Here is a 12,369-nt window from a genome sequence, read left to right on the forward strand (position 1 = left end):
GGTGATCTTGGCTTCTGGCGTCGCTACGGTCATCACGCTTCACCCCACCCCGGACCTTTGGTCCGACCCTCCCCCTCGAGGGTAGGGTGGGAGGCGAGCTGCCCCGTCACATAATCCTCGACCAATGCGACAGAGGCATCAATCGACAGGGGGGCGGCCTTCAGCGATTGACGGATGTAGAGCCCGTCGATCATGGCGGCGGCGCCATCGGCGATCCGGCTCGCTTCGGCCGGGCCACAGAGCGGCCTCAGCCCCGACATCAGGTTGGAATGCAGCCGCCGGGCATAGAGCGCCAAGAGCCGGCGCACCTCTTCCGACCGCTGCGCCTCGGAATAGAAGGCGAGCCATGCGGCAACGACCTGGCTGTCGAACTGGTCGGCCTGAAAGGAGATGCGGATGACAGCTGAAATCCGTTCGCGGGGCGTCGCCGCGGCCGAAAGGGCTGCTCCCGCATCGGCGCGCAATTGCCGCAGCAGCGAACGGATCGTCTCGATCAGCAGCCGGTCCTTCGAGCCGAAGTAATGATGCGCCAGCGCCGCCGAAACACCCGCCTCGCGGGCGATCTCAGACATGGTCACGGTCAGCGAGCCATGATGGCCGATCGTCTTCAACGCGGCATCGACAAGCGCCTTCCGGCGCACTGGCTCCATTCCAACCTTCGGCATGCATCCTCTCCAATCTTGACCCATGATAATTTTGATTGACTGATCAATCAATAAAAAATTGCAGGAAATCCCGCCCTTCTGACGCCCGTCGTTTAACCGTAAACCGGATGCCGTGCGCTGCCGGCGCTGGCATGAAATCGCCCGCAGCTTTGCGACGCAGGGCCCCTTGAAACCCTTGCTGCGCAGGCACTTTCGCCGGATCCACGAAGCGCGTGTGATGCCAAATCCGAGATGGTTGCGACATGAAACTTTCATCCAGCTGTCACACTACGGAAAGCCTTTGTTGACGATTGCTCGCCACATTTCTGCCCATAAAAACAAATGCATACTGGAGTATCGCGTATGGGTGCGGGGGTGGCGGAAGATTTGGGCGCGCTGCGGCGCTTTGCCAGCGATCAGCTGGTGACGCTGGCGAAACTCGTCGTCGAAAATGCCTTCCAGCCCATTGTCGAGGTCGGCACCGGGGTCGTCTTCGGCCACGAAAGCCTGATGCGCGGCCATGATCGCATCGGTTTCCAGAGCCCCCTCGATCTCCTCGATCAGGCCGCCGAGACCGGCCAGCTCCTACCCCTCGAACAGATGGTCGCCACCCGGGCGCTCGCCAAATTCGCCACGCTGCCCGATTGTGCCGGCGCCACGCTCTTTCTTAATCTCGATGTCCGCTTGATCCCCGAAGGCAATGCGCTGGTCGACACCCTGCTCGACCAACTGCGCAAGGCCCATGTGCCGCCGTCCTCCGTCTGCTTCGAGCTCTCGGAGCGCTTCGACAACACCCGCGTCCCGGAATTTGCAGCCCTCGTCGAGCGCCTGCGCCGCTCCGGCTTCAAGCTCGCGATCGATGACTTCGGTGTCGGTCATGGCGAGATGAAGCTGCTCTGCGACTATCCTGTCGACTATGTGAAGATCGACCGCCATTTCATCGCCGGCCTCGACAGCAATCCGCGCAAGCGCCACCTCGTCAAGAACATCGTCAACTTCTGCCATGTGCTGGGCGTGCGCGTCATTGCCGAGGGCATCGAAACCGAAAGCGAATTCCTCGCCTGCCGCGAATTCGGCGTCGATCTCGTCCAGGGCTGGTACATCGCCCGCCCCAGCACGCTCGTTTCGGAGCTGAAGAGCGCTTTCCCGCATCTCCAGGATGTCGGCAAGGCGCGCCGCACCAGCCAATCCCTCGACGAGATCCTGATCCGCAAGCAGATCGAGACGCTGCCCACCGTCTACGAACACGAGAACATCGACCACGTCTTCGATCTCTTCCGCCGCAATCCCGGCCAGTCCTTCTTCCCGGTGCTCAATGCGAATGGCGAACCGCGCGGCATCATCAACGAGCGGCATCTGAAGGAATACATCTACCAGCCCTTCGGCCGCGATCTCTTGAAGAACAAGCTCTATGAGCGCTCGATCTCGCATTTCGTCGACCGCGCCCCGATCGTCGGGCTCGATGCCGAGGCCGAGCGGCTGATGACCATCTTCGCCAATATGGAAGGCTCCGACTGCGTCATCCTGACGGAAAACATGCGTTACGCCGGTGTCGTCTCGGCCGGCTCGCTGATCCGCATCATGAGCGAAAAGCAGCTGAAGACCGCCCAGGACCAGAACCCGCTGACGGGTCTGCCCGGCAACCGCGCCATCCGCGATTTCATGCGCACGGCAGCCCTCGATGGCGATGGCCCGCGCTTCTTCTGCTACTGCGACTTCGACCACTTCAAGCCGTTCAACGACCATTACGGCTTCCACCAGGGCGACCACGCCATTTCGCTCTTCGCCGCACTGCTCCGCCGCTACTTCTTCTCCGAAGGCGATTTCCTCGGCCATGTCGGCGGCGACGATTTCTTCATCGGTGTCACCGACTGGACCCGCGAGGAACTGACCGAGATCCTCGACCGCCTGCTGTCCGATTTCCACGACGACGTCATCGACCTTTACTCTGAAGCCGACCGCCAGACCGGCCATATCAAGGGCCTCGACCGCCAGGGCCGCGAGCGCGAATTCCCGCTGATGCGCTGCTCGATCGGCGTGCTCGAACTCCCAGCCGGCCTCGTCATCGACGACGTCAACCGCATCAGCGGCGAGATCGCCGACCTGAAGAAGCAGGCCAAGGAGAACGAAGGCGGGCTGTCCTTCGGGCTGATCGATCTCTGATCAATAGGCCGGGCTGGCAACTCCGGAAATAGATGCGAGATCCCTTCGGTCTCGCTTGATTGCCCGTCAAAGATGCGCAAGATTGCGATGCACTCCAGACGGGATTCTCCAATGAAAAAACCGATTGCTTTCCTCGGCGGCCTGCTCCTGCTCGCCAGCTGCCAGACAGACGTGCCGCAGTCCGTGGCCGACTCGCAGGTTCCGCCATCCGCGTCCGTCCGCAATCAGGTTGTGCAGATTGTCTTGAACAATGGCGGCAAGATCGGCGATTTTGTTCGGCCCGAGATCTCCAGCGTCGTGCTCCTCGACCCTCAGACCAGGACCTATGCCTTCTGCGTGCGCGCCTGGAGTGCGCAAAGACAGCGCCAGCCTGATGTTGTCGGCATTTCGGTGCGTGACAACAAGATCCTGGGCTCGACGGCCAATGACTATCGCTGCCGCGACAAGCGCCTGCGTTACTATCCCTATCCAGAACTCAAGGCCGTCCGCGGCTCTAGCTGATGATCGGCAAGCAGCCTGGGAGCGTCGAAGGTCTATCGGTGCGCCCGGAGCCGGCTGACCAGCCGGATGTCCAGCGCCTGCTCGATCTGTCCGACGCAGTGGCCGCCAGCCTCTACCCGGGCGCCTTGCGCCAGCCGTTGAACGCCACCGGTCTCGCGAGAGAAGACATCAACGTCTTCCTGGCCCGCGACGCTTCCGGTCAGGCGCTTGGCTGCGCCGCACTTCTCGACCTTTCCGACAGCACGGCCGAACTCAAGCGCATGATCGTCGACCCTGACCATGCCGGCCGGGGCATCGGCCGCAGCCTTCTGTTGACAATCCTGCAGACGGCCAGAGGTCGGGGCCTCCGGTCCGTACTGCTCGAAGTCGGCATCCGCAATGTCGAAGCGCGCCGGCTCTATGAAAGCGTCGGCTTCCGCGACCGAGGCCCCTTCGACCGCTACCAGCAGACGGAGATTGCCACCTTCATGGAAATCGAACTTTGAGGGAGGCTGCTCCCTCCCGATACCATTTGCCACGTCGGACAAAGGGCCTCCTTTTCATCGCATTTCAGAGGCTCTATGCCTGACCTCAAGCATTCGATCCAAGGAGCTTCCCATGTCACTGCCTGCCACCATGCGCCATGTCGATCTGTCCGGACATGGCGGCCCTGAGGTCATGCGCTTTGTCGAGGGGCCGCTTCCGGTTCCCCGGCCGGGCGAGATCCTGGTGAAGGTCGAGGCGGCAGGCGTGAACCGGCCGGATGTTGCCCAGCGTCAGGGCGCCTATCCGCCGCCGAAGGATGCAAGCCCGATCCTTGGGCTAGAGATCGCTGGCGAAATCGTCGGCCTCGGCACTGGCGTCACGGATTTTCAGATCGGCGATCGGGTCTGCGCGCTGGCCAATGGCGGCGGTTATGCCGAATATTGCGCCGTGCCGGCCAGCCAGGCCCTGCCGTTCCCCAAGGGCTATGATGCGGTGAAGGCCGCGGCATTGCCGGAAACCTTCTTCACCGTCTGGGCCAATCTCTTCCAGATGGCGGGTCTGACCGAAGGCGAGACCGTGCTCATCCATGGTGGCTCGTCCGGCATCGGCACGACGGCGATCCAGCTGGCGAAAGCCTTCGGCGCCACGGTCTTCACGACCGCCGGCTCGGCGGAGAAATGCGCCGCCTGCATGGATCTCGGAGCCACCAGGGCGATCAACTACAAGGCAGAGGATTTCGTCGAGATCGTCAAGGAAGAGACCGACGGCAAGGGTGTGGATGTCGTGCTCGACATGATCGGTGCGGCCTATTTCGATCGCAATCTGCAGGCTCTCGCGAAAGACGGCTGTCTCTCGATCATCGCCTTTCTCGGCGGCTCCACCGTCGAAAAGGCGAGCCTTGCGCCGATCATGGTGAAGCGCCTCACCGTCACCGGCTCCACCATGCGTCCGCGCACGGCTGAAGAAAAGCGCGCCATCCGCGATGACCTCGCCACCGAAGTCTGGCCCCGCCTGGAACGCGGCGAAGTTGCGCCGGTCATCCATCAGGTCATGCCGTTCGAGGACGTGGTCGAGGCCCATCGGCTGATGGAAAGCTCGGCGCATATCGGCAAGATCGTGCTGAAGTTGGTATAACGGCTAGCGAGGCGAGGGCGCTCGTGCGGTCTCTTGGGAGCGGACCTCCGCTCCCTCAAGATGGCCTCGGCTCTTACCGCCCCGGCAGCGATCGCGCCGTGAGCTTGTTGCCGTCGGGGTCCCGCAGATAGGCGACGAACGAGCCATCGGGCCGCGCGCAGGGCGGCGTCTCGATCGAGGTGCCGCCATGCGCCACGCCGTCATCGTGCCAGGCCTGAACCTGATCCGGATTGTCGGCAAGCAGGCCGATCGTGCCGCCATTGGCAGCCGTTGCCGGCATGCCGTCGATCGGTGCGGTGATCATCAGTCGCCCGCCCTTGTGCTTGTAAATGAGCCTGCCGCGCGCATCCGTCTCACCGGGCGTCCCGCCCAGGGCCTGAAAGGTGGCGTCATAAAACTGCTTCGACCGTGCAAGGTCGTTGCTGCCGATCATGATATGCGTGAACATCACGTCTCCAGATAAAATGCTTCAAAATACCGGTCGGCCGTGCCGCCCGTACGGTGTGGTCTGCCGGTTCATGCTCAGATCCCCGAGCCGTCGAGCTCGGCCTCGTCTTCGCCCTCCCAGGCAGGTGGCCGCACCATCGCGTCCATGTTGACCCCGGGCAGCGGCATCCAGCATTTGAGCTCCGGCTCGGCATACTGAACGATCAGTCCCGGCGTCGAGTCAGAAGATCTCCAGCCGTCGGCCCCGAACCGGTCGCCCTTCGACCAGTAGACGAGATCGACCGCACCCGGCCCTTGTTCGGAGGCGCGAATGGTCACGAGAATGCGGCTACCGTCGCGCGGCGCCGTGCGCATGTTCCGCCAGCGGATGGATTCGTTCATGGTGATGTCCTCCCGTTTTGAAGCGGAGTGTCGCTGTGGGAGGAGGGGCGGTCAATAAGAATTGCCGGAAGTGCGTCAGATGACGCGGGCAGTGTTTTCCCAGTTGGCGGGAGCGGGACTTTACTTCTGAGTCAATGATGGCAGCTTGCGTAGTGAGTTTGAAGGTGTTGCTGGGACTTGCACGAGATGAGCGAGCGACTGACGACCGCGGTCAAGATGGGCATCAGTGCCCGTCAGATTCTGAACAAGGCGCGGACGTTTCCGGATGCCAATGTCAAAAACCCATTCGGTTTAGATGGGTCCCATATCGGTGTCGAACCCATGCTACTCGCTCTATCAATGGAATTGGCGCTGAAGGCTTGGTACGTTTTTGACTACGACAAGACGAGGAAACGCTGGTACCACGATCTCGACAGGATTTTTGACAGCCTGACCGAAGGAAGCCGGCAGAAACTGGACACCGCCTTCAAAGCGACTGTGGCGCCGCTCCACCCTAGCTTCTTCTGCATTGATTATGGGATCCGAGACGTGCTTTTCCAGCACAGAGATGCATTTGTTAGGTGGCGTTATCTCCACGAAAGGGGAGAGCCCATGATGTTTGAGCGATCGGTTTTTGAAGCAACGCTTGAAATGGTTATCGTGGAATTTGAGAAGCGTTATCGCACGGAGCAGATAGGTGTGCCGGCGCTTTCTAGGAGGCTCTAGATCAGAGCCCATCAAAGCCCTATCGGTTTCGTGTGACCGTCACTCCAACTCTCCACCCAAGCCAGTACCGCCTCGCCGTCATGGCCGATGTCGCGGTCGACATCCGCCAGGGCTTGCTCCATGTCCGCGTGCCACCGGTTCAGGCCCTCGACATAGGTCTCGATGGCGCGCTGAACGATGTGCTCCCGCGTCTGCCCGGTCTGGCGGGCCAGACTGTCGATGGCGCCGCTCGCCGCCTCGGGTAACATTATTTCGAGCTTCGTCATATTTCGTGCCTTGCCGGATCCACTCGACGCACCTACCTTACTCTCATCGGCAACGTAACGAAAGGAAGGTGATCCAATGTCTAATGAGATTTCGGTCTGCGTACGTGACTTTGGAAAGGGTGCGGTTTTGACGGGGCAGCCCTCGGCCTGATCCAGCCTTCCTTCGGGTGGTCTTCCACCCGGGTCCGGACAAAGGACTAAAGCTCATGGGAGCCACCCTCAGGGTGGCTCTTTTGATTCCGAGCCCATGCTGCTTGTGAAGGGCGCTTAGAGCCCGACCGTGCCGAAGCCCGGCACCTTGATCCCCGGCCGCGCGAAATCCACACCCGCCACAAGCCCGAGGAAATTCACCTCCAGACCGCTGCGCACACCGACCGAAAGCCCGGCCAGACCGCCGAGGCTCAGATGCAGGTCGCGCCCATCCTTGTCGAGATGATAGAAGGCGCCGCCGGGCAGATAGTCGCGGCCGACCGCATCGGCCGGCAGGACGGCTCCGAGTTCCGGCACCTCACGCAGCACATGCGCAACGAATGTGTTCGAGTTCGGCCCCGGATAGATCCGGTAGCCGCCGGGCTTTCCATAGGCATAGCCGGCGATCGCCGCCTCCACCATCGGGATCAGGCGCTTGGCCTCTTCGCCCTTGATCTCCACCACCAGCCTTGGCGGGTTGGAATACCAATAAGCGTCCGGCGCCCGGTGGTTGCGGCGGATCGGCGAGCCCCAGCCGACCTTGTCATAGCGCTGGTATTCGCCGTTTTCCTCCTTGGTGACGATCCAGGCATGGCTGGCGATTGCGCCCTTCAACCCGCCGGTCATGGCGGAAAAGACATAGATCGCAGCCTCCGGGCTTTCCTTGGCCGTCGGCAGCAGTCCGGAAGAGCTCCACCGCGCCGAACTCCAGCCATCCGGATGGTCGCGTGTCGCCCAGAGACCGGCCGAAACCAGCGTCGGCAACACGAAGACGAGCAGGATGACGGAGACGATGCGCAGCAGAAATTTCAATCCGGACCTCGAACAGCGGGACAATGCATGCTTTAACAAGCATCAGACAATATTGGCATTTTGAGGCAGGTCATGGAAAATCCGATCACGGTAGAGGTCACGCGCGGTCAACTCGTCGAGAGCCGCCATCGCGGCATGGCCGTGGTCGTCGATGCCGAAGGTCGCATTGTCTTCTCCGCCGGCGATGTCGATTCCGGCGTCTTTCCCCGGTCCGCCTGCAAGGCCATGCAGGCCCTGCCGCTGGTCGAAAGCGGTGCCGCGGATGCCTATGGTTTTGGCGATAGGGAACTGGCACTCGCCTGCTCCTCCCATTCCGGCGAGCCGGAGCATGTCGCAACCGCCGCCGCCATGCTGAAGGCGGCGGGGCTCGATGAGAGCGTTCTCGAATGCGGCGCCCATTGGTCCTCGCATCAGTCTGTCCTCATCGATCAGGCCCGCACGCTCGACAAGCCGACGGCGCTTCACAACAATTGCTCGGGCAAGCATTCGGGCTTCGTCTGCACCTGCAGCCACACCGGCGAGGAGCCGCGCGGCTATGCCGGCTTCGACCATCCGCTGCAGCAGGCAATCCGCGCCATCATAGCGGATCTCACCGGCGCCGTGCTGTCGCGGGACAATTGCGGGACGGACGGCTGCTCGATCCCGACCTATGCCGTGCCGCTCACCGGCCTTGCGCGCGGCTTCGGCAAGCTCGTCACCGGCAAGGGCTTGGAGCCGCTGCGCGCCGCCGCCGCCCGCCGGCTGATCAATGCCTGCATGGCCGAACCCTTCTACGTCGCCGGCACGAAGCGCTTCTGCACCAGACTGATGCAGGTCGCGCCTGGCCGCATCTTTGCCAAGACCGGGGCCGAAGGCGTCTTCTGCGCCCTGCTGCCGGACAAGGGTCTTTCCTTCGCCGTCAAGGCGGAAGATGGCGCCACCCGCGCCGCGGAAGCCATGATCGCCGCCCTGCTGGCGCGCCACTTCGATGAGGACAGCGAAGAACGGGCCGCCCTTATGCGCCTTGCCAATCACGGCATGACCAACTGGAACGGCCTGGCAGTCGGCTCGGTCCGCGTGACCGACGTTCTCTTCGCCTGAGCCTCGTTCTCTGAAGCGTCCCACGCCCGCGATCGCGCCGGTTGCGTCGGCCAGATCCTGCCTCAAGGGAGGTTTAACCCTTCACGGCTAGACTGGCGGTCCGATGGATCATGCGCAACCGATGAGGCCGCATTCATGGATGTTTCGAGCCGAGGGATGAACCGGACCTCCGGCAGCAATGCCGGTCGTCGCTGGACCCTGCCGATCGTACAGAACGGCCGCCGGCTCGAGCTCGAATGCCTGGAAACGCTGGATCAGCTTCTCGCCCTCAAGGAGGAGTGGCAGGCGCTGGAGCGGCGCACGCCCGAGCCCTTCACCTATTTCCAAAGCTTTGACTGGTGCATCAGCTGGTGCCAGGCCTTTCTCGACGGGGAGGCGGCAGCCGATCAGAAGCCCTCGGTCTACGTGCTCTGGGACGGCGGCGACTGCCTGATGATCTGGCCGCTGATGACGCGTCGTGTCGCCGGCACGGTCCGGGCGGTCGTGCCCCTGTCGGCGCCGATGAACCAATATGCCGCGCTGCTCTACGATCCCGCCCGTTTCGACCTCACGCTTGGCAAGCTTGTCTTCGACGGCATCTGCGGCCGCGGCGAGGGGGATGCGATCTGCCTCGATCACGTGCCGCAGACGGCGTTGCTGGCGCGCATTATCGGCGGCCGGGGCGTCTCGCCCCTCACAGAACAGCAGTCCTCGATCCTCAATCTCACCGACATCGCCGATTGGGAAAGCCACCACCGCGCACTTCCAAAAAAGCAGCGCCTGCAGCGCAACAGCCGCCGCAACCGGCTTGAGAAGCTCGGCCGGCTCGACTACCGGGTGCTGACCCCGGCCGATGCCGAGTATGCCGATCAGGTCGACCGCTGCATCGCGATGAAGCAGGACTGGCTGAAAGGCACCGGCCGCCTCGGCCGTGATCTCTTCGACCCGCGCTTTGCCGCCTTCCTGCGCGGTCTCGGCCAGGGTACCGGCCCGGACGAAGGTTGCGTCTATCTCCATGCGCTGACGCTCGATGGCGTTCCGATCGCCATGGAACTCGGCATGCGCTTCCACAAGGATTATTATTGTTTCCTTGGCGCGATCGATCTCGGCTATCAGCAATATTCGCCCGGTAAGGTGCAGATGGAAAGCGCCCAGCGCTGGGCGATCGAGAGCGGCATCCACCGCTTCGATTTCCTCAACGATCCCTCCGCCTACAAGTCGAGCTGGACCAATACCAGCGAGCCGCTCACCGCGCTCTACGTGCCGCTCACCGCCCTCGGCCAGGTCTATTGCCGCCAGTGGATGGCGGGCCTGCGGCCGCGTCTGCGTGCGCTCTATCACGGTCTGGGGCCGGCCTGGCGGGGACGCTTCCGCCATGTGCTAGACAGGCTGCAAGCCCTTGTCGGCCGCGCCGGCGGCAGCATGAGCCTCGTCTTGTGCTGCATACCATGATCGCAAGGCTGAGGCAGAAGGCCGTCCATGCCGTGCGCGATCCGGGCTTGCGCGGCGCGCTCGTCAGCATCACCGTGCGCATCGCCGCAGCCTTCGTCGGCCTCGGCCTGCAGATCCTGCTCGCCCGCCTGATGGCGCTGGAAGACTATGGCGTCTATGTCATCCTCTGGACCTGGGTCAGCGTCGTCGGCCAGATCGGCGTTCTCGGCTTCTACGATTCCGCCGCCCGCTTCATTCCCCGCTACGGGCGAAGGGAAAAACAGGCCCATCTCACCGGCTTCCTCGCAACGGGCTTTACGGCCGTCATCGCAGGCTCCGGTGTGATCGCGGCCCTGGCGCTGGTCTTCCTGGTGGTGCTGCCAGGCCTCGTCGATCGCGCCTTCCTGCTGCCGCTTGCAGTCCTTGCGCTCGGCTTTCCCGTGCTCTCGCTCGAAACCTATCTGACCGGCGTCTTCAGAGGCTTCGGCTGGTATGCGCTTTCTACCATTCCGGGCTTCATCTTCCGCCCGGTGCTGATCATGCTCGGTGTCGGCATCGCCCGTCTCACCGGTCTGCCTCTGGATGCCGTAACGGTGCTTGTCATCGTCGTGCTCGCCTCCGTCGTCGTGCTGGTTGCCCAGGCGCTGCTGTTGCGCGCTCGCCTGCCGAAGCGGGAGATGCCTGTGACCAGCCATGAGCGTCGCCGCTTCTGGCTGCTCGCCTCCGTCCTGATGATGCCGGCCATGACGGCGGAGGAGCTCTTCGTCTGGATCGACGTGCTGATCCTCGGCTTCCTCGTCTCGCCCGACCAGGCCTCGCTCTATTTCGCTGCTCAGCGTTCCCTCTCGCTCGCAGCCTTCGTGCAATATGGCTTCATGCTGGTCGCCGCCCGCGGCTTCTCGCTCTCGCTGGCCTCGGCCGACCGGACAGGCCTGCAGGCCCGCATCACCCGCTCCACCAATGCCACCTTCTGGCTCACCATCCCCTCGGTGGCGCTGACGCTGGTCGCCGGTTATCCTTTGCTCCACCTCTTCGGCGAGGCCTTCGTCAAGGCCTATCCCTGCCTCGTGCTGCTCGGGCTTGCCTATGTCATCCGCGCCGCAACCGGCCAGGCGGCCGAACTCCTGGTCGTCCAGGGCCGCTACCGCCTGAGCCTCGTGATCGTCTCGATCTCGGTCTTTGCCTGCGCCCTGCTGATGCTGCTGCTGGTGCCCCTCTGGGGCATCACCGGAGCCGCCGTCGCCATGGTCCTCGTGCAGACGCTGCGCCTCGTAGTGGTCACGGCACTTGTGCATCGGCACACCGGCTATTGGGTCCTAGTCCGGCCGTTTGCGCGCGTCAAAGCGTAGTGACCAGCGGTCAATCCACCTCTGCCAGCCGCTTCTCCCACATCGCCTTGAAGCCCGGGCGGGACTGGATGCGGGCAAGCCAGGCTGCCGTCTTCGGATGAGCATCGAACAGCGGCTGGTAGGCCTGGGCGTAACGCACGATCTCGCCGAGATTGATGTCAGCCACGGTGAAGCGGTCGCCGACGGCAAAGTCGTGGGCGGCAAAGTGCTTTTCCAGAACGCCGAAGGGTCGCGACAGGATGCGGGCAACGGCTTTCGCCTCCTGCTGGCCGGCCTCGGTGGAAAGCCGTCCTTCGTTATTGGCCATGGAGATCTTCAAGGCTTCCGTTTCGATCGAGGTCGCACCAAACAGCGACCATTGCAGCATCTGCGCCTCTTCGATGAGATCGCGCGGCGCGGTCGGCCCACCATGTTTCTTGGCCACGTAAAGCGTCTGTGCGAGCGACTCGTTCAGCACCAGCCCGTCATCCTCGATCGTCGGGATGCTGCCCATCGGATTGATCTCGAGAAACGCCGGTGACCGCGTGTTGAGCCGTGCATCGGCCGCCATCGGGTCCGCGAGCTTGTAGGCCTGCAGTACCGGGACCAGTTCGAAGGGCGAGCCAAGCTCCTCCATCAGCCAGAGAATGCGCGTCGCGCGCGACTTGTAGACGCCGTAGATCTTCAGCATTTGGAACTCCCGTGATTGTTGCTGCGGAGGCTATCCCGCGTCAGGTCTCCGGGAAAGCCGGTTGCGCTGATGGGACCGATGAAATTTCCTGATTGCTGGTGGAATTGACAGAACCGGCCTGCCGCGCGTATTTCTGCGCTTCCAGGGTCTGC

The 12,369-nt window shown here is 63.0% G+C and carries 14 protein-coding genes; 8 read left to right on the forward strand and 6 right to left on the reverse strand.

The genetic code is table 11. The annotated features are described in order from the left end of the window. Positions 1-32: 32 nt before the first annotated feature. Entirely contained in the window at positions 33-665 is a 633-nt protein-coding gene (betI, locus tag FAA86_RS03915) for a transcriptional regulator BetI (RefSeq protein WP_136538471.1), read from the reverse strand. Positions 666-1,007: 342 nt separating this feature from the next. Here betI and FAA86_RS03920 point away from each other — a divergent pair, with 342 nt between their 5' ends. The 4 genes from FAA86_RS03920 (at position 1,008) to FAA86_RS03935 (ending at position 4,907) form a co-directional block, all read left to right on the forward strand. After that, positions 1,008-2,807, forward strand: coding sequence for a bifunctional diguanylate cyclase/phosphodiesterase (locus tag FAA86_RS03920; protein WP_246034990.1), 1,800 nt, complete (start codon positions 1,008-1,010; stop codon positions 2,805-2,807). A gap of 111 nt (positions 2,808-2,918) precedes the next feature. Beyond that, positions 2,919-3,308, forward strand: a complete 390-nt coding sequence (locus tag FAA86_RS03925; protein ID WP_136538473.1) for a lipoprotein — start codon at positions 2,919-2,921, stop codon at positions 3,306-3,308. Next, entirely contained in the window at positions 3,308-3,793 is a 486-nt protein-coding gene (locus tag FAA86_RS03930) for a GNAT family N-acetyltransferase (RefSeq protein WP_136538474.1), read from the forward strand. The genes FAA86_RS03925 and FAA86_RS03930 overlap by 1 nt, the downstream gene beginning before the upstream one ends. Positions 3,794-3,905: 112 nt before the next feature. Then, complete coding sequence (locus FAA86_RS03935; RefSeq protein ID WP_167494883.1) at positions 3,906-4,907, forward strand: NAD(P)H-quinone oxidoreductase; 1,002 nt, start codon at positions 3,906-3,908, stop codon at positions 4,905-4,907. Positions 4,908-4,980: 73 nt separating this feature from the next. Here the strand turns inward: FAA86_RS03935 and FAA86_RS03940 are convergent, their stop codons facing one another. Both FAA86_RS03940 and FAA86_RS03945 read right to left on the reverse strand, forming a co-directional pair. Beyond that, entirely contained in the window at positions 4,981-5,355 is a 375-nt protein-coding gene (locus FAA86_RS03940; RefSeq protein WP_136538475.1) for a VOC family protein, read from the reverse strand. Positions 5,356-5,429: 74 nt separating this feature from the next. Beyond that, positions 5,430-5,735 carry a hypothetical protein gene (locus FAA86_RS03945; protein ID WP_113460560.1) on the reverse strand — a complete coding sequence of 102 codons (306 nt, stop codon included), beginning with the start codon at positions 5,733-5,735 and terminating at the stop codon, positions 5,430-5,432. A gap of 186 nt (positions 5,736-5,921) precedes the next feature. On the opposite strand from FAA86_RS03945, the gene FAA86_RS03950 reads away from it, so the two are divergent. Continuing rightward, a complete protein-coding gene (locus FAA86_RS03950; RefSeq protein ID WP_167494884.1) occupies positions 5,922-6,440 on the forward strand; it encodes a hypothetical protein in 519 nt (172 codons plus the stop codon). A gap of 11 nt (positions 6,441-6,451) precedes the next feature. Here FAA86_RS03950 and FAA86_RS03955 read toward each other — a convergent pair whose 3' ends face one another. Both FAA86_RS03955 and FAA86_RS03960 read right to left on the reverse strand, forming a co-directional pair. Further along, positions 6,452-6,706, reverse strand: a complete 255-nt coding sequence (locus tag FAA86_RS03955; RefSeq protein WP_136538476.1) for a CopG family ribbon-helix-helix protein — start codon at positions 6,704-6,706, stop codon at positions 6,452-6,454. Positions 6,707-6,973: 267 nt separating this feature from the next. Continuing rightward, positions 6,974-7,708, reverse strand: a complete 735-nt coding sequence (locus tag FAA86_RS03960; protein WP_136538477.1) for a DUF3750 domain-containing protein — start codon at positions 7,706-7,708, stop codon at positions 6,974-6,976. A 72-nt stretch (positions 7,709-7,780) separates the two neighbouring features. Here FAA86_RS03960 and FAA86_RS03965 point away from each other — a divergent pair, with 72 nt between their 5' ends. From FAA86_RS03965 to FAA86_RS03975, 3 genes are all read left to right on the forward strand, one after another. Continuing rightward, on the forward strand, positions 7,781-8,788 hold the full coding sequence (locus FAA86_RS03965) for an asparaginase (RefSeq protein ID WP_136538478.1): 1,008 nt from the start codon (positions 7,781-7,783) through the stop codon (positions 8,786-8,788). 156 nt (positions 8,789-8,944) lie between these two features. Continuing rightward, positions 8,945-10,219, forward strand: a complete 1,275-nt coding sequence (locus tag FAA86_RS03970) for a GNAT family N-acetyltransferase (RefSeq protein ID WP_167494885.1) — start codon at positions 8,945-8,947, stop codon at positions 10,217-10,219. Further along, positions 10,204-11,547, forward strand: a complete 1,344-nt coding sequence (locus tag FAA86_RS03975) for a lipopolysaccharide biosynthesis protein (protein WP_136538480.1) — start codon at positions 10,204-10,206, stop codon at positions 11,545-11,547. Before FAA86_RS03970 ends, FAA86_RS03975 begins: the two co-directional genes overlap by 16 nt. Before the next feature lie 10 nt (positions 11,548-11,557). Here the strand turns inward: FAA86_RS03975 and FAA86_RS03980 are convergent, their stop codons facing one another. Beyond that, complete coding sequence (locus tag FAA86_RS03980; protein ID WP_136538481.1) at positions 11,558-12,217, reverse strand: glutathione S-transferase family protein; 660 nt, start codon at positions 12,215-12,217, stop codon at positions 11,558-11,560. Between the last annotated feature and the right edge of the window lie 152 nt (positions 12,218-12,369).

The organism is Rhizobium rosettiformans W3 (assembly GCF_004912135.1).
Classification (GTDB): domain Bacteria; phylum Pseudomonadota; class Alphaproteobacteria; order Rhizobiales; family Rhizobiaceae; genus Allorhizobium; species Allorhizobium rosettiformans.

Excerpts from the sequence above, each read along its gene's own strand:
- betI (WP_136538471.1), bottom strand. The coding sequence starts at position 665 with ATGCCGAAGGTTGGAATGGAGCCAGTGCGCCGGAAGGCGCTTGTCGAT.
- FAA86_RS03920 (WP_246034990.1), top strand. The coding sequence starts at position 1,008 with ATGGGTGCGGGGGTGGCGGAAGATTTGGGCGCGCTGCGGCGCTTTGCC.
- FAA86_RS03925 (WP_136538473.1), top strand. The coding sequence starts at position 2,919 with ATGAAAAAACCGATTGCTTTCCTCGGCGGCCTGCTCCTGCTCGCCAGC.
- FAA86_RS03930 (WP_136538474.1), top strand. The coding sequence starts at position 3,308 with ATGATCGGCAAGCAGCCTGGGAGCGTCGAAGGTCTATCGGTGCGCCCG.
- FAA86_RS03935 (WP_167494883.1), top strand. The coding sequence starts at position 3,906 with ATGTCACTGCCTGCCACCATGCGCCATGTCGATCTGTCCGGACATGGC.
- FAA86_RS03940 (WP_136538475.1), bottom strand. The coding sequence starts at position 5,355 with ATGTTCACGCATATCATGATCGGCAGCAACGACCTTGCACGGTCGAAG.
- FAA86_RS03945 (WP_113460560.1), bottom strand. The coding sequence starts at position 5,735 with ATGAACGAATCCATCCGCTGGCGGAACATGCGCACGGCGCCGCGCGAC.
- FAA86_RS03950 (WP_167494884.1), top strand. The coding sequence starts at position 5,922 with ATGAGCGAGCGACTGACGACCGCGGTCAAGATGGGCATCAGTGCCCGT.
- FAA86_RS03955 (WP_136538476.1), bottom strand. The coding sequence starts at position 6,706 with ATGACGAAGCTCGAAATAATGTTACCCGAGGCGGCGAGCGGCGCCATC.
- FAA86_RS03965 (WP_136538478.1), top strand. The coding sequence starts at position 7,781 with ATGGAAAATCCGATCACGGTAGAGGTCACGCGCGGTCAACTCGTCGAG.
- FAA86_RS03970 (WP_167494885.1), top strand. The coding sequence starts at position 8,945 with ATGAACCGGACCTCCGGCAGCAATGCCGGTCGTCGCTGGACCCTGCCG.
- FAA86_RS03980 (WP_136538481.1), bottom strand. The coding sequence starts at position 12,217 with ATGCTGAAGATCTACGGCGTCTACAAGTCGCGCGCGACGCGCATTCTC.